The 17,485-nt window shown below is 69.6% G+C and carries 18 protein-coding genes; 10 read left to right on the forward strand and 8 right to left on the reverse strand.

Translation table 11 applies throughout. The annotated features are described in order from the left end of the window. Window positions 1–77 precede the first annotated feature (77 nt). Window positions 78–995 (forward strand): hypothetical protein, encoded by a 918-nt coding sequence (locus BHS09_RS07310; RefSeq protein WP_237078106.1) that lies wholly within the window; start codon window positions 78–80, stop codon window positions 993–995. Window positions 996–1,113: 118 nt separating this feature from the next. Here BHS09_RS07310 and BHS09_RS07315 read toward each other — a convergent pair whose 3' ends face one another. Further along, window positions 1,114–1,695 (reverse strand): hypothetical protein, encoded by a 582-nt coding sequence (locus tag BHS09_RS07315; protein WP_140788510.1) that lies wholly within the window; start codon window positions 1,693–1,695, stop codon window positions 1,114–1,116. 6 nt (window positions 1,696–1,701) lie between these two features. Next, complete coding sequence (locus BHS09_RS07320; RefSeq protein ID WP_174258676.1) at window positions 1,702–2,283, reverse strand: DUF4920 domain-containing protein; 582 nt, start codon at window positions 2,281–2,283, stop codon at window positions 1,702–1,704. An 88-nt stretch (window positions 2,284–2,371) separates the two neighbouring features. Between BHS09_RS07320 and BHS09_RS07325 the strand changes: the two genes are divergently transcribed. Both BHS09_RS07325 and plsY read left to right on the forward strand, forming a co-directional pair. Further along, window positions 2,372–2,803: a DUF2752 domain-containing protein gene (locus tag BHS09_RS07325; protein ID WP_163884329.1), complete on the forward strand. Its 432-nt coding sequence runs from the start codon at window positions 2,372–2,374 to the stop codon at window positions 2,801–2,803. A 10-nt stretch (window positions 2,804–2,813) separates the two neighbouring features. Then, complete coding sequence (gene plsY, locus BHS09_RS07330; protein WP_140788514.1) at window positions 2,814–3,392, forward strand: glycerol-3-phosphate 1-O-acyltransferase PlsY; 579 nt, start codon at window positions 2,814–2,816, stop codon at window positions 3,390–3,392. On the opposite strand, the gene BHS09_RS07335 is transcribed toward plsY, so the two are convergent. The 3 genes from BHS09_RS07335 to BHS09_RS07345 form a co-directional block, all read right to left on the reverse strand. Beyond that, a complete protein-coding gene (locus tag BHS09_RS07335) occupies window positions 3,309–4,610 on the reverse strand; it encodes a THUMP domain-containing class I SAM-dependent RNA methyltransferase (protein ID WP_140788516.1) in 1,302 nt (433 codons plus the stop codon). The two genes, plsY and BHS09_RS07335, sit on opposite strands and share 84 nt — an antisense overlap. 6 nt (window positions 4,611–4,616) lie before the next feature. Further along, window positions 4,617–4,901, reverse strand: coding sequence for an antibiotic biosynthesis monooxygenase family protein (locus tag BHS09_RS07340; protein ID WP_163884327.1), 285 nt, complete (start codon window positions 4,899–4,901; stop codon window positions 4,617–4,619). A 119-nt stretch (window positions 4,902–5,020) separates the two neighbouring features. Then, the gene (locus tag BHS09_RS07345; RefSeq protein WP_174258677.1) at window positions 5,021–8,086 is read right to left on the reverse strand and encodes an FtsK/SpoIIIE family DNA translocase; all 3,066 of its coding nucleotides are present in this window, start codon (window positions 8,084–8,086) and stop codon (window positions 5,021–5,023) included. Window positions 8,087–8,300: 214 nt separating this feature from the next. Here BHS09_RS07345 and BHS09_RS07350 point away from each other — a divergent pair, with 214 nt between their 5' ends. From BHS09_RS07350 to gatB, 4 genes are read left to right on the forward strand one after another with little or no spacing between them, the layout of a single operon-like run. Beyond that, window positions 8,301–8,636, forward strand: coding sequence for a TFIIB-type zinc ribbon-containing protein (locus tag BHS09_RS07350; protein ID WP_140788520.1), 336 nt, complete (start codon window positions 8,301–8,303; stop codon window positions 8,634–8,636). A 6-nt stretch (window positions 8,637–8,642) separates the two neighbouring features. Beyond that, window positions 8,643–8,930: an Asp-tRNA(Asn)/Glu-tRNA(Gln) amidotransferase subunit GatC gene (gene gatC, locus BHS09_RS07355; protein WP_140788522.1), complete on the forward strand. Its 288-nt coding sequence runs from the start codon at window positions 8,643–8,645 to the stop codon at window positions 8,928–8,930. Window positions 8,931–8,948: 18 nt separating this feature from the next. Next, on the forward strand, window positions 8,949–10,409 hold the full coding sequence (gatA, locus tag BHS09_RS07360) for an Asp-tRNA(Asn)/Glu-tRNA(Gln) amidotransferase subunit GatA (protein WP_140797515.1): 1,461 nt from the start codon (window positions 8,949–8,951) through the stop codon (window positions 10,407–10,409). A gap of 32 nt (window positions 10,410–10,441) precedes the next feature. After that, entirely contained in the window at window positions 10,442–11,881 is a 1,440-nt protein-coding gene (gatB, locus tag BHS09_RS07365; protein ID WP_140788526.1) for an Asp-tRNA(Asn)/Glu-tRNA(Gln) amidotransferase subunit GatB, read from the forward strand. Here the strand turns inward: gatB and BHS09_RS07370 are convergent. Both BHS09_RS07370 and BHS09_RS07375 read right to left on the reverse strand, forming a co-directional pair. After that, complete coding sequence (locus tag BHS09_RS07370; protein WP_140797516.1) at window positions 11,878–12,912, reverse strand: carbon-nitrogen hydrolase family protein; 1,035 nt, start codon at window positions 12,910–12,912, stop codon at window positions 11,878–11,880. The genes gatB and BHS09_RS07370 overlap by 4 nt on opposite strands. 6 nt (window positions 12,913–12,918) lie before the next feature. Next, on the reverse strand, window positions 12,919–13,881 hold the full coding sequence (locus tag BHS09_RS07375) for an isopenicillin N synthase family dioxygenase (RefSeq protein WP_140797517.1): 963 nt from the start codon (window positions 13,879–13,881) through the stop codon (window positions 12,919–12,921). Window positions 13,882–14,055: 174 nt separating this feature from the next. On the opposite strand from BHS09_RS07375, the gene BHS09_RS07380 reads away from it, so the two are divergent. Continuing rightward, window positions 14,056–16,137, forward strand: coding sequence for a serine/threonine-protein kinase (locus BHS09_RS07380; RefSeq protein WP_174260504.1), 2,082 nt, complete (start codon window positions 14,056–14,058; stop codon window positions 16,135–16,137). Window positions 16,138–16,187: 50 nt separating this feature from the next. Here BHS09_RS07380 and BHS09_RS07385 read toward each other — a convergent pair whose 3' ends face one another. Then, on the reverse strand, window positions 16,188–16,577 hold the full coding sequence (locus BHS09_RS07385; RefSeq protein WP_140788531.1) for a hypothetical protein: 390 nt from the start codon (window positions 16,575–16,577) through the stop codon (window positions 16,188–16,190). A 254-nt stretch (window positions 16,578–16,831) separates the two neighbouring features. On the opposite strand from BHS09_RS07385, the gene rplU reads away from it, so the two are divergent. Then, window positions 16,832–17,140: a 50S ribosomal protein L21 gene (rplU, locus tag BHS09_RS07390; protein WP_026113820.1), complete on the forward strand. Its 309-nt coding sequence runs from the start codon at window positions 16,832–16,834 to the stop codon at window positions 17,138–17,140. Window positions 17,141–17,179: 39 nt separating this feature from the next. Next, window positions 17,180–17,455 carry a 50S ribosomal protein L27 gene (gene rpmA, locus BHS09_RS07395; RefSeq protein ID WP_140797518.1) on the forward strand — a complete coding sequence of 92 codons (276 nt, stop codon included), beginning with the start codon at window positions 17,180–17,182 and terminating at the stop codon, window positions 17,453–17,455. Window positions 17,456–17,485 lie beyond the last annotated feature (30 nt).

The raw sequence follows: 17,485 nt of genomic DNA on the forward strand, positions 1-17,485 counted from the left end.
GTGCACGTCCGCCCCGGCTTCCGCTAGAAGGCCGCTTGGCGCGCCGATGGCCGGCGTCCAGGGCAGCGGAGAACCAGGTGAGCACGCAGCGAGTGGACAAGTCGTGGCAGCAGAAGGGCCTGAAGGAGTACTCGACGGAAGCCCTGCTCGGGACGCTCGGCCACTACGGCATTGCCGTGGGCGAGGACGACTTCCGCAAGCTGGCGGAGTCGGCCTTCCCGATTGGCATTGCCCAGCAGTGGCGGCCGCAGTGGAAGGGCACCGGCCCCTTCAAGGACTTCGCGGTGGCGGCGGCGGTGGAGCTGTGGAGCCGCTGGCTGCCGGACCGCGTGGCGCCCATGGAGATGGCCGACACGCTTGCGAACCTGATGCAGCAACTGTCGTTCCTGTTGGGTGGGCGGCAGGACGCGGCGGTGGACGCCGCCTTCGAGAAGATGAACGCGGTGCGCGCGAAGATGCCGCTCGACGAGAAGGGGGCGCCGCAGGAGCGCTTCATGCGCGAGGCGCTGGCGCCCTTCACGGAGAAGCAGGCCGAAATCTTCGACAGCCTCGCGGAGGCGCTGGCGTCCTCGGGCCACGTGGGCCACGCGGAGTCCTTTGCGGACCTGGAGGAGTTCCTCCTGCCGGACCGCCGTGGAATCTCGCGCGCCATCGTCCGTGCGGCGAAGGGCGAGCTTGGACCCGCCACCGAGGACATGGTGAAGCTCACCGAGGACACCGAGCGCTCGCCCATCGCGCGCCTGCTGGCGGTGGACGGCCTCATCCACATCAAGGCGCACGGTCAGGCGGCGGCGGCGGCCCGCACGCTGCTCGCGGCGGCGGAGCAGGGTGGGGATTTGCACCTCGCGCTGGACCTCGTTCCCCGCCTGGAGCACGTCTACAAGGCGCAGAACGACCGCGAGTCGCTGCTGGAGCTGATGGGCATCTCCGAGCGCCTGGAGGCGGCCCACGACAAGATTCACCCCGGCCACCGCCGTCACCGTCACGGTCGCTGAGGCACGCGCGTGACAGGGGGCCTGCGTGGCCTCCTGTCACAGCCCGTGGGAAGTGGGGCCGTTCGCCGGCTCCGCCAAGGAAGAGGGCGCCAGGGAGCCGCGCTTCCGCCCCTCCGTCCTAGCTGTTCGTCTCCTGTCCTTGAGGAGATTCGGAGGCGGGCGGCACCTCTTCCGGCACGTCCTTCGCGCCGCCCCTGCGCTTCAGCGGAACGCGAAGCACGCCGGGGACACCTTCGGCCACGTCTCGTACGGAAACCACGGCGCCCACGGTGGTGTAGCGGATGGCGCCCGTCTGCGTGAAGGCGTGCTTGAGCGGGTACTCCTTCGCCCGGGGGAGGAACCACTCGCGCGCCGCCTTCATGGGCACGACGTGCAGCTCTCCCTGCGAGAGGAAGACGTACACCAGCAGGTCCGCGCCGCTGTAGAGGAAGCAGCCCGGGGTGTCCTTCTCCAGGTTGGACACCAGCTCGAAGAAGTAGCGGCGGCGGGTGGCGTTGCGGTCGCCTTTCACCTCGATGCCGCGCACCTCTCCCGAGGGGAGCTCCCAGAGCAGGTCCACACCCCGGTGCTGGAAGCGCGGGTCCAACTGCACGTCATGCACGCGCGAGCCCGGCTCCGTCTCCAACATCCATGCGCGGGCGTGCTGCACGGCGCGGTCCGCCGCGCTCTGCACGCCGCGCATGCTGAAGCTTCGTGCCATGTCGTCTCAGCGGCGCAGTTCGACGCCCGTGGCCACCAACTGCACCTCACGCGGCTTGCCGTCGGCGCCGCGGGGGACGATGGCGCCCTCCGACTCGTAGTGCTGGGCGCGGCTGTCGGTCAGCTCGGCCACCTTCAGGACGCCTTCCACACGCGCCTGCGCGCCCGCGGAGTCCAGGGGGACGAAGAAGCCGTAATCCTTGAACGTCACGCGCACGCCCGGGCCCTTGTCCTGGCCGTTCGCCGCCAACTCCATCCAGCAGCCCTTGCGCTCACACGCCTTGCGCACCTGGCCCTCGAGCAGCACCGTCTTGCCGTCGTGAGCCTGCGGCTTGGCCAGCACGTCCGCGAGCTTCACCGCCTTGGCGCCCTTGAGGGGATCGCCGCGGGTGAGCTTCCAGCCATCGTTCGCGGGGGCCGCCGCAGCGGGCGCGCCTTCGGCCTTGGGCGCGGTCTGCGCCTGCGGGGCGGGCGGGTGGTGGCAGTCGGCCTCGGCGGCCTTGCCCGCCTTGGCGGACGACTTGTCGCCCGCGAGGGCAACCAGGGGAACGGCGACCAGCAGCATCAGGGACGTGCGGAGCGTGTTCATACCCCGTCCGCTTAGCCAAAAGTCTTTGCTCCGGCAAGGCGACCCCCGTACTAAAGTCCATCCATCCGCACATGCTGACGAGGTGCGCTTGAAGGTCGTCATCCCTCCCCGCAACCGCCGTTTCAGCACCGTGGACGCCATGGGCCTCGCCGGCGTGGTGGGGCTGCTCGTGGCGCGCTACATCCCGGTGGCCCGCATCATCCCCTTCTGGGGCTGTGTGCTCAGAGAGCAGACAGGGTGGCCCTGCCTTGGCTGCGGTCTGACGCGCGTGGCCGACCGGGTATCGCACCTCAACTTCGCTGGCGCCTGGGAGGCCAACCCCCTGGGAACGGTGGCGGCCATCGTGTTCGCCCTGGCGGCGGTGGTCATGGTGCTGCACCTGGTGTTCGCGATGCCCATCCCCCAGGTGGAGCTCTCCCCCCGCGAGTGGAGCGTCCTGGGCGTCCTGACGCCCATCATCATCCTGGTCAACTACGCCTACGTGGTGGTGAAGACGCGCTTCCCCCACCTGCTGCTGTAGCCTCTGCGTCGTGACTTCCGCGCTCGTCCTGCTGGGCTACCTCGCCGGCTCCATTCCCTTCGGTGTGTTGCTGACGCGGTGGCTGCGCGGGGTGGACGTGCGCAAGGGCGGGAGCGGGAACATCGGCGCCACCAACGTCACGCGCGTGGCGGGCAAGAAGCTGGGCGCGGTGGTGTTGCTGCTGGATGCCATCAAGGGCGCGTTGCCCGTGGTCCTGGCGGTGCGCCTGCTGCCGGATGCGCCCACCGTGCACGTGGCGGTGGGGCTGGCCGCGGTGCTGGGCCACATCTACCCGGTGTGGCTCAAGCTCCAGGGTGGCAAGGGCGTGGCCACCGCGCTGGGCGTGCTGCTGGTGCTGGTGCCCCAGGCCGCGCTGGCGGGCGCGCTGGCGTACGTCGCCGTCTTCGCCGTGTCGCGCGTGAGCTCGCTGGGCTCGCTGGCGGCGGGGGCCACGGCGGTGGGCACGTCGGCACTCACCGCGCGGGCCGTGGAGTACGCGGGACTCTCAGCCTTCCTCTTCGCCCTCATGCTGTGGACGCACAGGGGCAACATCCTCCGGCTGGCGCGGCGCACCGAGCGGCGCTTCTGAGCCGTCCCCGGTGTCACCCCGAGCGCTGCCACCGTCTGGCGGCCGGTAGCCCAGCAGCGAGCAGGCGATGGGGCCGTTCCAGAGGTCCCGCTTCGCGGAGGGGCGCGCGTGGAAGGCGCTCTCGAAGCCGGGGTTGCCGCAGATGACCCACACACGCCAGCCTGGCACGCGGAGCGACTCCCCCAGCTTGAAGTAGAAGCTCTTCATTCCCTTCTGGCCGCCCGTGCCGAGCCGGTCGCCGTAGGGCGGGTTGGTGACGAGCAATCCGCCTGTTTCCGGCAACGGCGGCAGCCGGGTCGCATCACCTTCGGCCAACTGGATTTCCTCCGTCAGTCGCGCGGCGCGCACGTTGCGGCTGGCGGCCTCCAGCGCCTCCGGGTCCTTGTCGAAGCCGAGCAGCGGTACTTCCACCTTCCGCTCGTTGCGGCGGGCATCCGCGCGCATGTCCGCGAGCAGCTCGCGGGCCCGGGCGCCCAGCTCCGGCCAGCGCTCCACCGCGAAGTCCCGGTTGAGCCCGGGCGCGCGTCGGCGGGCGATGAGGCCTGCCTCGATGAGCAACGTGCCGGAGCCGCACATCGGGTCCACCAGGCCCTCGGTCCCGGTGTAATTCGCCGCGCGCAGCACCGCCGCGGCGAGCGTCTCCTTCAGGGGGGCGGGCGTGGGGCGCACGCGGTAGCCCCGGCGGTGCAGCGGCTCGCCGCACAAATCCAGGGAGAGGGACAGCGTTTCACGGGAGAGGTGCGCCACCACGCGGATGTCCGGGTCCCTCGTATTCACGTCCGGCCGGGCGCCCTTCGTATCGCGCATCCGGTCGACGATGGCGTCTTTCACCTTGAGGGCCACGAACCCGGAGTGGCTGTGCTCGCTGTCCTTCAGCGTGGCATCCACCGCGAAGGTGTGTTCGGGGGTGAGGTGCTCCTCCCAGGGGACGCTGGCGGCGGCTTCGTACAGGCCTTCCGCGCCCCGGGCCTCGAAGGCGCCCAGCGGGTAGAGCACGCGCATGGCGATGCGGGACCAGAGCGCCACCATGAGCGCCTCGTCGAGCGTGGCCATGAAGCGGACACCGCCGCGGTCCTGGCGGATGCGGCGGGCGCCGAGCTCCTTCAGCTCGTCGGCCAGGAGGTCCTCGGTGCCGCGAGCGGCGGTGGCGAAAAGGGCAATGCGTTCAGCCATGGGATTCCGCCCATAGACGACACCGGGCCGCTTGGGAACCGGCATCGCGTTTCATGTGCCCACCACCTCGTAGAGGGCGAAGGTGGCGTCCTCTTGCTGGGCGCTCGCCTCCCGGGCCCGCTGGAAGTCCTCAGACTGGAAATAGGCCCGCATGGAGGCCTTGTCCCGCCAGCGCGTCACCAGCATCAGCTCCGGCGGCCGCTCGAAGGAGCGCAGCACCTCCAGCCCCAGGAAGCCCGGGTAGCCGTCCACCGCCCGCGTGCGCGCCTGGAAGCGGGCGACCAGGCGGTCCGCTTCCTCGGGGGCCGGCCGGAAGCGGGAGATGGCGACAATCATGGGCACGCCTCGGTGGAAAACAGCGAGGGCGTCCGGGCCGAGCCAGGACGCCCCCGTGAAGTGGAACCGCCAGCGCCACCGCCTCCCATCCAATCCGGGAGAAGGCGGCCACGCGGGCCTTACATGGCCCCGGCGCCGGGCATGTCGCCGAGGCCCCGGATGAGCACCTCGCGGGGCTTGGCACCATCCGCCGCGCCCACCACGCCGTCGCGCTCCATCCGCTCAATCATGCGCGCCGCGCGGTTGTAGCCGATGCGCATCTTGCGCTGGAGCATGGAGATGGAGACGGCGCGCATCTCGCTGACCGTCGCGAGCGCCTGGTCGTACAGCTCGTCGGACAGCTCGTCCTCCTCGCCGCCACCTTCCACGTCCTCGTCGCGCGGCTTGAGGATGGAATCGTCGTAGACGGGCTTGCCCTGGGCCTTGAGGTGGTCCACCGCCTTCTTGATTTCGTTCTCCGAAACGAAGGCGCCGTGCACGCGCTGCAGGTGCGCGCTGGTGGGCGGCATGATGAGCATGTCGCCCATGCCCAGCAGGGCCTCGGCGCCCACCGTGCCCAGAATCGTCATCGAGTCCGGCTTCGAGCGCAGCATGAAGCTGACGCGCGTGGGGAAGTTGGCCTTGATGACGCCGGTGACGACGTCCGTGGACGGGCGCTGCGTGGCGACCATCAGGTGGATGCCGGCCGCGCGGGCCATCTGCGCCAGGCGAGCGACGTAGGTCTCCACCTCGCGGCTGGCCACCATCATCAGGTCGGCGAGCTCGTCGATGATGACCACGATGTAGGGCAGCTTCTTGAGCTGCTTCTTCTCCGGCTCGGTGGACTCGCTGGCCTCCAGCGCCTCGGTGTCCTCGGACTCTGCCTCCAACTCCGGAGCCTCGGCGTCCTCGGACGCCTGCGCGTCGAGCACGTCGTCCTCGTCGTCCCGGGGTGCGGCGACGCCCAGGCTCTCGCCGCCCGCGGGCATGGAGGACTTGGGGCTCTCGCCGTCGAGCACGAGCACGTTCTTCGGCTTCGCCTTCTTCTTCGGCGCGGACTCGGTGGTCGTCTTCACCTCCACCGCGGTGCTCTCCACCAGCTTGTTGAAGCCGGCGATGTTGCGCACGCCCGCCTCGGACAGCATCTGGTAGCGGCGCTCCATCTCCTCCACGGCCCAGCGCAGCGCGAGCGCCGCCTTCTTCGGGTCCGTCACCACCGGCAGCAGCAGGTGGGGGATGCCCTCGTAGACGGAGAGCTCCAACATCTTCGGATCCACCATGATGAAGCGGACCTCCTCGGGCGTGGCCTTGAGGAGGATGCTCATGATCATGGAGTTCACCGCCACCGACTTACCGGAGCCGGTGGTGCCTGCGATGAGCAGGTGGGGCGCCTTGGCCAGGTCGAGGACGTACGGCATGCCCTCGATGTCCTTGCCCACGCACATGGTCAGCTTGCTGGCGCCCTTGTTGAAGGCGTCCTGCTCGGCGATCTCCTTGAGGTAGACGGTCTCGCGGTCCCTGTTCGGCACCTCGATGCCCACCACGCCCTTGCCGGGGATGGGGGCGACGATGCGCACGCGCATGGCCTCCATGGCCATGGCGAGGTCGTCCGCGAGCGCGGCAATCTTGCTCACCTTGATGCCGGGCCCCGGGAGGAACTCGTACATGGTGACGACGGGGCCGGGGCGAATCTCCACCACCTCGCCGACGATGCCGAAGTCCGCCAGCTTCGCGCGCAGCTTCTCCGCCGTGGACAGGTACACGTCCTTGTCCAGCGCGGAGCGCTCCGTCTTGTCGCACTCGAGCACGTCGAGCGGCGGCAGCGAGAAGCTCTTGCGGTCGCCGACGAACTCGAACTGGTCCTGGCTCTTCTTGACGGTGGGCTTGGGCGGGGCCTTGGGCTCCACGATGAGCGGCATGCGCGCCAGCGCGGACGGCTGCGCGGGAACGATGTCGGCCGGCGCGGCGGGGGCGGGCGCCACCGGCGCCACGGGGGCGGCGATGACGGGCGCGACAGGCTCGGTCTCCACGTCGGCCATGGGGACCGGCGCCGGGCCGGTGACGATGTTCGGCTTGCGGCGGGCGCGCGGCGTTTCGGTGGCGTCGGCGCCGTCGGCGGGAATGATGAGGTTGGGCGAGGGCGGCAGGAAGGACGCGGCCCAGGCCGGGTCGGCACCCAGGGCCGGGCGCTTCTCCGCCTTCGCCGGAGCCTTCTCGGGAAGGGCCAGCACGGGCGCGGGGGCGGGCGGCAGCGAGTCGGCCTCGCGGGTCGGCGGGAGCAGCTTCTTCTCCAGCTTCTCCGCCTTCTCGCGCTCGCGAGACTCCTTGAGCGCCAGCTTCGCGGCGACGGCCTGCTCCTTCTCCTGCTGCTTCGACAGCCGGAAGGCCTCCTCCGCCATGGCCTCGGCCTCGGCGGCCTCGGCCTCTTCGGCCAGGCGCTCGGCTTCGGCGAGCTCTTCCTCGTCAGCCTCGAGCTGCGCGAGGAAGGCGGCCTCCTCCAGCTTCTCCTCGGCGGCGCGCTCCTGGCGCTCCTGGTAGGCCACCTTCTGCGCTTCCCAGAACACGCTGGCGGATTCCTGGACGCGGCGGCCCACCACGCACAGCCCGGCCCAGGCCAGCGAGCACAGCTTGAGGAAGGTGTATTGGGTGCCCACGATGAGGGCGGCCGCGCTGATGGCCGTCACCAGGATGACGGTGCCCACCGTGGAGAACAGGCCGGACATGACGCCGCCCAGGCTGGCGCCCAGCGCGCCACCCGGCGGGTGTGCCCAGCCCTTGTCACCGGCGAACATCAGCTGCGCCAGGACGGACACGCTGACCGTCAGCAGCGCCAGGCTGATGATTTGCGGTCCTCGCTTCCGGTCCCGGCTGCCCACGAAGAGCACCATGGCCGTGTAGATGCCGCCCACCGGGATGAGGTAGGCGCACACGCCCAACAGGCCGCGCAGCGACTCCGCGATGAGGTGCCCCATGGGGCCCACCGCGTTGTTGAAGCCCGGGCCCACCCGGTCCTTCGCATCGAAAGTGGCCACCGCCAGCAGGGCAATCAACGACGCCGCCAGCAGGAACACGCCGATGATGGCTCGGGTGGCGACGTCTCCGCCCTTGCCGGCCTTCATCCGCTTGTCCGCCAGCGCCCTGCGGCGCGTCGCGATTTCCTGCCGGGACAGGACCGCCTTCTCCGCCCGACCCTTCTTCGCCGTCATGTCCGTCTTCCCTCTGCGCGTCTCAGCCGCGTAGCGGGCTGTAGCAATGCCCGCAGCGAGTGTAGGGAGGGCGGGGGACCGGTCAATTTTCCAGCCCCGGACGGGGGACCTACATTTCGGCTGCACCCCTCCGCAGAGGGGGTATGGTGCCGCCCAACATCGCCGTCCGGGCGCGCATGCCGCGCGGCGGCGGGACTTCGTGGAGGAACATCACATGGCCGACGCTCGTACCGACAAGCCGTCATCCACCGAGGAGGAGTACTTCGCCCGGGAGGAGATTGAGAAGAAGCGCAAGCTGGCCCTGGAGCAGGCCGCGGCGAACGCGGCGCAGCAGCGCGAGGAGCTCAAGAAGCTCCACTGGATGAAGTGCCCCAAGTGCGGCATGGACCTCCAGACGCTGAAGCAGGGGAATGTCGAAATCGAGACCTGCTTCAACTGCCACGGCATCTTCCTGGACGCCGGGGAGCTGGACCAGCTGGTCGCCCAGCACGGCCACGAGGGCAGTGGCAAGGTGATGGGGGCCATCCTCAACCTCTTCAAGAAGAAGTAGGCCGCCGTGGCGCTCACGCTCGAGCAGGTGCGCCATGTGGCCACACTGGCGCGGCTGTCGCTGACTCCGGAAGAGGAGCAGCGCTTCACCACCCAGCTGTCCGCGGTGCTGGACGCGGTGGAGCAGCTCCAGTCGCTCGACGTGGAGTCCGTGGAGCCCACTTCCCACGCCACGCTCACGTCCTCACGGTTGCGTGAGGACGTGACGCGGCCGTCCCTGCCACCAGAGAAGTCCCTGGCCAACGCGCCGGCGAAGTCGGACACGTCCTTCGCCGTGCCGAAAATCATCGAGTAGTCCCGGAGATTCCACGCCATGCAGCTCACGGACCTCACGATGCTGGAGCTGGCCGCGAAGCTGGCCGCGGGAGAGGTCTCCTCCGAGGAGGCCACCCGCGCGAGCCTGGCGCGCATCCAGCAGGTGGATCCGAAGGTGCGCGCCTTCTTGCGCGTGGATGAAGCCGGTGCCCTGGCCGCCGCTCGCGCCAGTGACGTGCGCCGCAAGTCGGGCAGTCCCGCCAGTGCCCTGGACGGCGTGCCGTTGGGGCTCAAGGACATCTTCCTCACCGAGGGCGTGGAGACCACCGCCGGCTCGCGCATCCTGGAGGGCTTCGTTCCGCCCTATGACGCCACGGTGGTGCGCCTGCTGAAGGAGGCGGGCCTGCCGCTGGTGGGCAAGCTGAACATGGATGAGTTCGCGATGGGCTCGTCCAACGAATCCAGCGCCTTCTTCCCCTGCCACAACCCGTGGGATGTGTCGCGCACGCCGGGCGGTTCGTCAGGTGGCTCGGCGGCGGCGGTGGCCGCGCGCGAGGTGTTCGGCGCGCTGGGAACGGACACGGGCGGCTCCATCCGCCAGCCCGCGGCGCTCACCAACACCGTGGGGCTGAAGCCCACCTACGGCCGGGTGTCGCGTTTTGGCGTCATCGCCTTCGCTTCGTCGCTGGACCAGCCGGGCCCGATGACGCGCACGGTGGCGGACGCGGCGGCGCTGCTCCAGGTGATTGCGCGGCCGGACGCACGGGACGCCACGTCCGCGGACGCGCCCGTGCCGGATTATTCGGCGGACCTGGAGGCTGGCGTGCGGGGCCTGAAGCTGGGCGTTCCGCGCGAGTACTTCACCGAGGGCATGGACCCGGAGGTGGAGGCCGCGGTGCGCGAGGCCCTGCGCGAGTACGAGCGTCTGGGCGCGACGCTGGTGGACGTGTCGCTGCCCCACACGAAGTACGCGCTGGCGACGTACTACCTCATCGCGCCCGCGGAGGCGTCCAGCAACCTGGCTCGTTACGATGGCGTGCGCTTCGGCCTGCGGGCGAAGGACGCGCGCAGCCTGCGGGATGTGTACGCGCTGACGCGGGAGCAGGGCTTCGGCGCGGAGGTGAAGCGCCGCATCATGCTGGGGACCTTCGCGCTGTCCTCCGGCTACTACGACGCTCACTACCTGCGCGCGCAGAAGGTCCGCACGCTCATCCGCGAGGACTTCACGCGGGCGTTCCAGCAAGTGGACGCGCTGCTGTCACCCACCTCGCCGGTGCCGGCCTTCAAGCTGGGTGAGAAGGTGGAGGACCCGCTGTCCATGTACCTCATGGACATCTACACGCTGCCTTGCAACCTGGCGGGCCTGCCCGGCCTGTCGGTGCCCTGCGGCTTCACGAAGGCGGGCCTGCCCGTGGGCCTGCAGATTCTGGGACGGCCCTTCGACGAGGCTGGCCTGCTGCGAATCGCCCGCGCGTACGAGCGCGAGCACGACTTCTTCCGTCGCTCCGCGCCCCTGTAGGGCCCGCGAGCGTCCGCCCTGGTGACACCGCCATGCCCGTGAGCGATTTCCAGCCCGTCATCGGCCTCGAGGTCCACGCGCAGCTCCTCACGCAGTCCAAGATTTTCTGTGGCTGCTCCACCGCGTTCGGCGCCGAGCCCAACCGCAACACCTGTCCGGTGTGCCTGGGCATGCCCGGTGTGCTGCCGGTGCTCAACCAGCGCGTGGCGGAGTTCGCCGTGCGCACGGGCCTGGCGTTGGAGTGCACCATCCGCCCGACGAGCGTGTGGAGCCGGAAGAACTACTTCTATCCGGACCTGCCCAAGGGCTACCAGATTACGCAGTTCGACCAGCCCATCTGTGAGCACGGTCGGCTCGTCATCGACACGCCGCAGGGCGAGAAGACCATCCGCATCCTCCGCATCCACATGGAAGAGGACGCGGGCAAGAGCGTGCATGACGCCGGTGGGGGCCAGAGCCTGGTGGACCTCAACCGCGCGGGGGTGCCGCTGCTCGAAATCGTCAGCCAGCCGGACCTGCGCGACGCGGACGAGGCGGTGGAGTACCTCAAGTCGATGCGGGACGTGCTCGTCTACCTGGGCGTCAACGACGGCAACCTGGAGGAGGGCAGCTTCCGCTGTGACGCCAACGTGTCGGTGATGCCGAAGGGCTCCACCACGTTCGGCCAGCGCTGCGAGCTGAAGAACCTCAACTCGTTCCGCTTCCTCAAGCAGGCCATCGAGTACGAGATTGCCCGGCAGGTGGACGTCATCGAGTCGGGCGGCAAGGTGGTGCAGGAGACGCGCCTATGGGACGTGAACAAGGGCGTCACCCGCTCCATGCGCAGCAAGGAGGAGGCGCACGACTACCGGTACTTCCCGGAGCCGGACCTGCCGCCGCTGCACGTGAGCGCGGAGGCCATCGACGCCGCGGCGAAGGCGCTGCCGGAGCTGCCTCGCGCGAAGCTCCAGCGCTTCATCAGCCAGTACGGGCTGCCCGCGTATGACGCCCGCATCCTCACCGCCGAGCGTCCGCTGGCCGACTACTTCGAGGCCTGCGCCGGGCACTACAAGGACTACAAGAAGCTCTCCAACTGGTTCCTCGGCGAGCTGATGCGCCTGCTGAAGGAGGAGGGCACGCCACTGTCCGCGCTGCGCTTCACGCCGGCGCAGCTGGGGGCGCTGCTGGGCGCCGTCGACCAGGGCACGGTGTCCGCCAACGCGGGCAAGGATGTGCTCGGGGAGATGTTCCGCACGGGCAAGGCCCCCGCGGACATCATCGCGGAGAAGGGCCTGGCCCAGGTGAGCGACACCGGCGCCATCGAGGCGGTGGTGGACGACATCCTCGCGAAGAACGCGGGGGAGATTGAGAAGTACCGCGCTGGCAAGAAGCAGGTGTTCGGCTTCTTCGTGGGCCAGGTGATGCGGGCCATGAAGGGCAAGGGCAACCCCGCCCTGGTCAACGAACTGCTGAAGAAGAAGCTCGGCGACTAAGGCGTGCCTGGTGCCGTGGTGGGCACGGTGGCGTGCACCACGTCCTCCTCTTGCGTCGTCTGGGCCTGGGCGAGCACTCGCACGTCGCCGGAGGCCGTGCGCTCCAGGATGTGCGAGGTGGCCTCGAAGGTGCCGCCGAGCAGACTGCCCACCTGCTGCGCGCTCACCACGTAGCGCACGTTCCGGAGCGTGCGCAGCTGCGCGGGCAGGCCTTCGTGTCGCCAGCGCTCGCCTTGGGCAGGGCGTGTCCACGGCCCGGCGTGGAGGTCGGGATGGGCGAGGACGTCCACTCGCATGGCGTCGAGGTATTGCGCGCAGGGGACGAACCAGGGCTCGTCGCGGGTATGCGGCTGGGCGAAGCCGTCATAGCCGATGAGGGTCGCCAGCTTGCCGAAGGGCGTCTGGAGCACGGGCAGGTCCTCCGGGCGGCCAGGGCTGAGGTGCAGCCCGTCCTCCCAGGAGGGCACCAGATTGGCCTTGCGCGAGGCCGCGACGCAGTTGCCTTCGGGGGAGAAGGTGTAGCTGGTGTTGTAGGTGCGAGCGCTGAAGGGCTCGAAGTCTGGCGAGTCCTCCCCCCGGCGGCTGGCGGGCAGCAGCGCACTGCCCGCCACCACCCACAGGCCGAAATCCCGCGCGATGCCAGAGAAGGTGTTCCACAGCGTCCGGTGCACGAGGGGCGCTCGCGCGGCGTAGAGGCACTCCGTCAGCGACGGCGGCCGGAAGTCGCTCCAGGCATTCCACACGCCCCAGACCTCGGAGAGGACCACGCGTTTCAGTGCACCCTGGAGTGAGGTGCTTCGTCGCACGCGGTGCACGTGGCCCAGGAACAGCAGCGGTGCCCCCACCGACTCCGGCCACACGACGAGCGCCGGGTAGCGCGGCTGGCCTGCCGCATCCCGGGCGCGCAGGGCATCCACCTTCGCCGCCAGCGCACGGTGTCGCGCGGCGAAGGCGGCCGGAGAGGCGTAGTCCTCCAGCGAGACGCGGGGCTGGAGGGCGAACAGTTCGACGATGTCGGTGGCCGTGTCCACGGTGCGTTACTTCAGGAGGCCATTCTCGCGCAGCCGCTGCTTGAGGAAGGCATCCGCGGTGATGGGCGCGTGGCGCGCCGGGGTGTCCGCCGTCTGGGTGCAGGGCAGCGCTTGGAGCACGCAGTCCGCGTAGGGATGGACGAAGAAGGGCATCGAGTAGCGCACCGTGTCCTCTTCCTTGCTGCGCGGGTTCACCACCCGGTGCGTGGTGGCGGGGATGATTTCGTTCGTCACGCGGCTGAGCATGTCGCCCGAGTCGACGACAATCTGTCCGCGCAGCGTGTCCACCGGCAGCCATTCCCCGTCGCGGGTGAGCAGCTCCAGGCCGGACGCGGTGCCCTCGCAGAGCAGGGTGATGAGGTTGATGTCCTCATGCTCGGCGGCGCGCACGCCCCCCGGGATGAAGCGCTCCTTCAGCGGCGGGTAGTGGATGAGCCGCAGCACGGAGTTGCCGTCCGTGGCCATGCCGCTGAAGGTGTCGCGCGCCACGCCAAAGTACTCGGCGAGCGCCTGGAGCATGACGCCCGCCGCGCCATCCAGCGCGTTGAAGAGCGACAGCGTGTGCTCGCGGAAGGTGGACACCTCGGTGGGCCACACGTTGGGACCGTAGAGCGCGTGGTACTGGTGGTCAGGCGGCAGCTCGCGGCCCACGTGCCAGAACTCCTTCAGGTCCCCCACCTGGCGGTTCTTCGCGTGCTCCTGGCCATAGCCGATGTAGCCGCGCTGGCCGCCGTGCCCCGCTTGGGCGTACTGGGCCTTGGTGGCCTCGGGCAGGGCGAAGAAGCGCTCCACGTCCGTGTACGTGCGGCGGATGAGGCCGTCGTCGATGCCGTGGCCTTCCACCGTGACGAAGCCGAACTCCTTGATGCCGTCGCCGAACACCTGAACGAAGCGGGCGCGCTCCTGGGGCGTGCCCGTGCGGTAATGGGACAGGTTGACGACGGGGATGCGGCGCTGGGTTGGCGACATGGCGCCGCACTCTAACCACCGTGATGGATTGTCGGCACGCACAGCGTCCGCCAGAGGACCCTGTTCTCCGACTGTGGCTTCGAGGGTGCGGCACCATCGGACATCCGCCCTCATCCTCTGTGGAAGTCAGTGCTCCCGGAGTCCATGTTGGGCGAGCAGGTTGGGGGGAGGCGGATGCCCGAGGTGAGCAGCGGTGGTGGGTGTGGGGCGTGTGGCCGGCGGCATGGGGCGGATGCCTCGTGTTCGACGCTGGTGCGCGCGGACGTGGGGGCCGGGGGAACGGCGCGTCCCAGGTGTGCCCCCGTGGTGGAGGCGCAGGACCCCCTGGTGGGCGTCCGGTGCGGCAGCTTCCGGCTGGTGCGGCGCCTGGGCCGGGGTGGCATGGGGGCCGTCTACCTGGGCGAGCACGTCTCCATTGGCAGCCGGGTCGCGGTGAAGGTGCTGCACGCGCACCTGACGATGTACCCGGAGCTGGTCCAGCGCTTCCATGCGGAGGCGCGGGCGGTGAACCTCATCGGCCACGAGAACATCGTCAGCATCTTCGACATGGATGCCACGCCGCCGCGCCCCTACCTCATCATGGAGTTCCTGGATGGGGCGCCGTTGTCCGCGTGGGTGGGGACGCCCCTGGCCGCGGGCGCGGTCGTCTCGGTGCTGTCGCAGGTGTGCGACGCGCTCCATGCCGCGCATGCGCGAGGCATCGTCCACCGCGACCTGAAGCCGGACAACATCTTCCTGGTCCGGCGCAAGCGCAACGCGCCCTTCGTCAAGGTGCTGGACTTCGGCATCGCCAAGCTGGCGGACGCGCACATGCCCCAGACGCACGCGGGCATCATCGTGGGGACGCCCGAGTACATGGCCCCCGAGCAGTCCATGGGGCGCGGCGTGGATGGCCGCGCGGACCTGTATGCGCTGGGTGTCATCGCCTACCAGCTCCTCACCGGCCGGCTTCCCTTCAACGATGAGGGACTGGCCGCGCAGCTGGTGGCCCATCAGCTGCGGCCACCGCCGCCCCCCCGCTCCGTGTACCCGGCCGTGTCCGCCGCGTTGGAGCACGTCATCCTGCGCGCCCTGGCCAAGAAGCCCGAGGACCGATACGCCTCCATCGCATCGTTCCGGAACGCGCTGCAGGTGGCGCTCGCCGAGCACGTGCGCGTGTCGGCGCGGAAGACGAGTCCCGGAGGACTCGCGGTGCTCGAGCGGGCGCCCGTCGCGCCAGGAATGCCCACCGAAGGCCAGGCGCGGGGGCGGCTTGCCGTGGGCGCGCGGGCGGGGCAGGTGCCTTCCTTGCTCGCGAGCACGTCCCAGCGGCGTCTTGCCCCCGCCGTGCCGACGGCGCCCCGCGCCTCCACCGTGGAAGTGCCGGTGCAGGTCGTGCTGCGGCCAGGGGAAAGCCCTGTGCGGCTCAGGGGCAGTGGCCTGTCCCGGGGTGGCTTGTTCCTTCACGGTGGGCGCGTACTGCCGCCGCTGTGCTCGCGGCTGCCCGTGGTGCTGGAGCTGGCGTCCGGGCCCCTGTCGGTCATGTGTGAAGTGGTGCGGCTCGTTCCGCCCGCGCAAGCGCGCGTCTGGGGGATGCCCACTGGCTTCGGCGTCCAGTTCGTGGAGGCCACCGCCGTGCTCAAGGCCGCGGTGGATGCGCTCCTCCAGGGCGAGCCGGTACGTGCTGTCCCGCAAGTTCCGCCCACGGAAGACCCGGCCGTGGCGCGCCTGCTGGAGGCCTGGCGTCAGCGCTCGGCGGGAGACGCGTATGCGGTGCTGGCGCTGGAGCCGGACTCGGACATGGGCACGGTGCGCCTGCGGACCCGCGAGGCCTGGCGCTCGCTGGAGTCCCTGGAACAGCACTCGCTGACGCCTCCCCAACGCGCGCAGGTGGACGCGTTGCGCGTACGCGTCCGCGAGGCGGCCGAGGCGTTGGGCGCCACGGTGCAGCGGGCCCTCTACGATGCCTGGCGCGGCAATCACCGCGGGGTGGCGAAGTGCCTGGAAGCCGGGCTGACCGCCGAGCAACTGGAGTCCCTGCGGCGCGAGTTCCTGGCGCGCAGGCCCCAGGCCATGGGCACGGCGCGGATCCACTTCCAGTCTGGTGGCGCGCTGGAGCGCGACGGCCAGCTCTCCCAGGCGCTGGAGCAGTACGAACGGGGGCTGAAGCTCGCGCCGCTGGAGGTGGACATGCTCCAGCGCTACCGGCGGCTCCGCCGGGTGCTGGGCGGGCGGGCGACAGCGGCGGCCGGACATGACAGGGCCCGGTCACCTTGAAGAAGGAGCCGGGCCCTGGACCATTTCCTGGGATGGAAGGTCGCTCGAAATTACGGCTCTTCGTCCAGGTCTTCCACGGTAACAGCGGCCCGGCAGGCCTCGCTGATCCCGGAGAGCTGTGCCGCACAGCCGATCAGTTCGCCAAAGTACTGCATCTCGTTGCCCTCGGAGCAGGTGTTGACCCCGTCGAGGCACTTGACGGCTCGCTCGATCTTCTCCTTGTCGCTATCGGTGCACTTGTCGAGGCCGCTCTTGCATTGCTGGATGGCGGCGTCCATCTCGTTATCCGATAGTCCAGTAACTCCGCAGGCACGGCCCTTTTTGTCAACCTCGTTGCTGCTGTTGTACAGGTCTTCGCAAAGGTCATCATCGCCACCGCCACAGCCGGTGCCGAAGGCAAGGGCGCTGCTGGCCACGAGGCCGATCAGGAGCTTCTTCATAGTGTCCCCCTCTGGACGAGGTTAAGAGGCCGGGTTGCGGAAGGGCGGCCGAAAGCCCGGTTTCCGAGTTAGCATTGACCCAGGGGTCGAGTAAACGGCCGGGGAGTCGCGTTCTGATCCTTCAACCGCCTTGACTCCCCAGGGTATCTCCCGTAAATCCCGCCGCCTTTGGCGCGATTGGATGGTCCACCCGTCCGAAATGCGCGGTCGATTCCACGGGTTGACCCAACCCGACAGATGACAGGGGTTTGACGATGTACGCAGTGATTCGCACGGGCGGGAAGCAGTACCGCGTCGCCGAGGGCGATGTGGTCCGGATCGAGAAGATCGCGGGCGACGTCGGGGCCGAAGTGACCTTCACGGAGATTCTGCTGGTCGGTGGTTCGGAGAGCCCGAAGGTGGGCCAGCCGACCGTCGCCGGCGCGAAGGTCGTGGGCAAGGTCCTGGCTCAGGACAAGCACCGCCGCGTCCTCCACTTCCGGAAGGAGAAGGAGGGCTGGACCCGCCGCCGCGGTCACCGTCAGCCGTACACCGAGGTGAAGGTCACCTCCATCGCCGGCTAGTCTGGGCGGTTTCACCTCAAACTTCAGGAGCACGGTGTCATGGCTCATAAAAAAGGACAGGGTTCTTCGCGCAACGGTCGCGATTCCAACCCGCAGTATCGTGGCGTGAAGGTGTACGGCGGTGAGACGGTGTCGGCGGGCAGCATCCTCGTTCGCCAGGTCGGCACGGTCATCCACGCCGGCGCCAACGTGAAGCTCGGCCGCGACTTCACCCTCTACTCGGTGGTGGACGGCGTGGTGAAGTACGAGCGCCTGGGCCGCGACCGGAAGAAGGTTTCGGTCTACCCGGCCGCCGCTGAGCAGGCGATCGCCTGACGGCTGGCCGGCCCTTGAGGCCGGCAACCG

The sequence above is a fragment of the Myxococcus xanthus genome, assembly GCF_006402735.1.
GTDB classification, from domain to species: Bacteria; Myxococcota; Myxococcia; order Myxococcales; family Myxococcaceae; genus Myxococcus; species Myxococcus xanthus_A.

Excerpts from the sequence above, each read along its gene's own strand:
- BHS09_RS07315 (WP_140788510.1), bottom strand. The coding sequence starts at position 1,695 with ATGGCACGAAGCTTCAGCATGCGCGGCGTGCAGAGCGCGGCGGACCGC.
- BHS09_RS07320 (WP_174258676.1), bottom strand. The coding sequence starts at position 2,283 with ATGAACACGCTCCGCACGTCCCTGATGCTGCTGGTCGCCGTTCCCCTG.
- BHS09_RS07335 (WP_140788516.1), bottom strand. The coding sequence starts at position 4,610 with ATGCCGGTTCCCAAGCGGCCCGGTGTCGTCTATGGGCGGAATCCCATG.
- BHS09_RS07375 (WP_140797517.1), bottom strand. The coding sequence starts at position 13,881 with ATGTCGCCAACCCAGCGCCGCATCCCCGTCGTCAACCTGTCCCATTAC.
- gatB (WP_140788526.1), top strand. The coding sequence starts at position 10,442 with ATGCCCGTGAGCGATTTCCAGCCCGTCATCGGCCTCGAGGTCCACGCG.
- rpmA (WP_140797518.1), top strand. The coding sequence starts at position 17,180 with ATGGCTCATAAAAAAGGACAGGGTTCTTCGCGCAACGGTCGCGATTCC.
- rplU (WP_026113820.1), top strand. The coding sequence starts at position 16,832 with ATGTACGCAGTGATTCGCACGGGCGGGAAGCAGTACCGCGTCGCCGAG.
- gatA (WP_140797515.1), top strand. The coding sequence starts at position 8,949 with ATGCAGCTCACGGACCTCACGATGCTGGAGCTGGCCGCGAAGCTGGCC.
- BHS09_RS07350 (WP_140788520.1), top strand. The coding sequence starts at position 8,301 with ATGGCCGACGCTCGTACCGACAAGCCGTCATCCACCGAGGAGGAGTAC.
- BHS09_RS07385 (WP_140788531.1), bottom strand. The coding sequence starts at position 16,577 with ATGAAGAAGCTCCTGATCGGCCTCGTGGCCAGCAGCGCCCTTGCCTTC.
- BHS09_RS07380 (WP_174260504.1), top strand. The coding sequence starts at position 14,056 with ATGCCCGAGGTGAGCAGCGGTGGTGGGTGTGGGGCGTGTGGCCGGCGG.
- BHS09_RS07340 (WP_163884327.1), bottom strand. The coding sequence starts at position 4,901 with ATGATTGTCGCCATCTCCCGCTTCCGGCCGGCCCCCGAGGAAGCGGAC.
- BHS09_RS07345 (WP_174258677.1), bottom strand. The coding sequence starts at position 8,086 with ATGACGGCGAAGAAGGGTCGGGCGGAGAAGGCGGTCCTGTCCCGGCAG.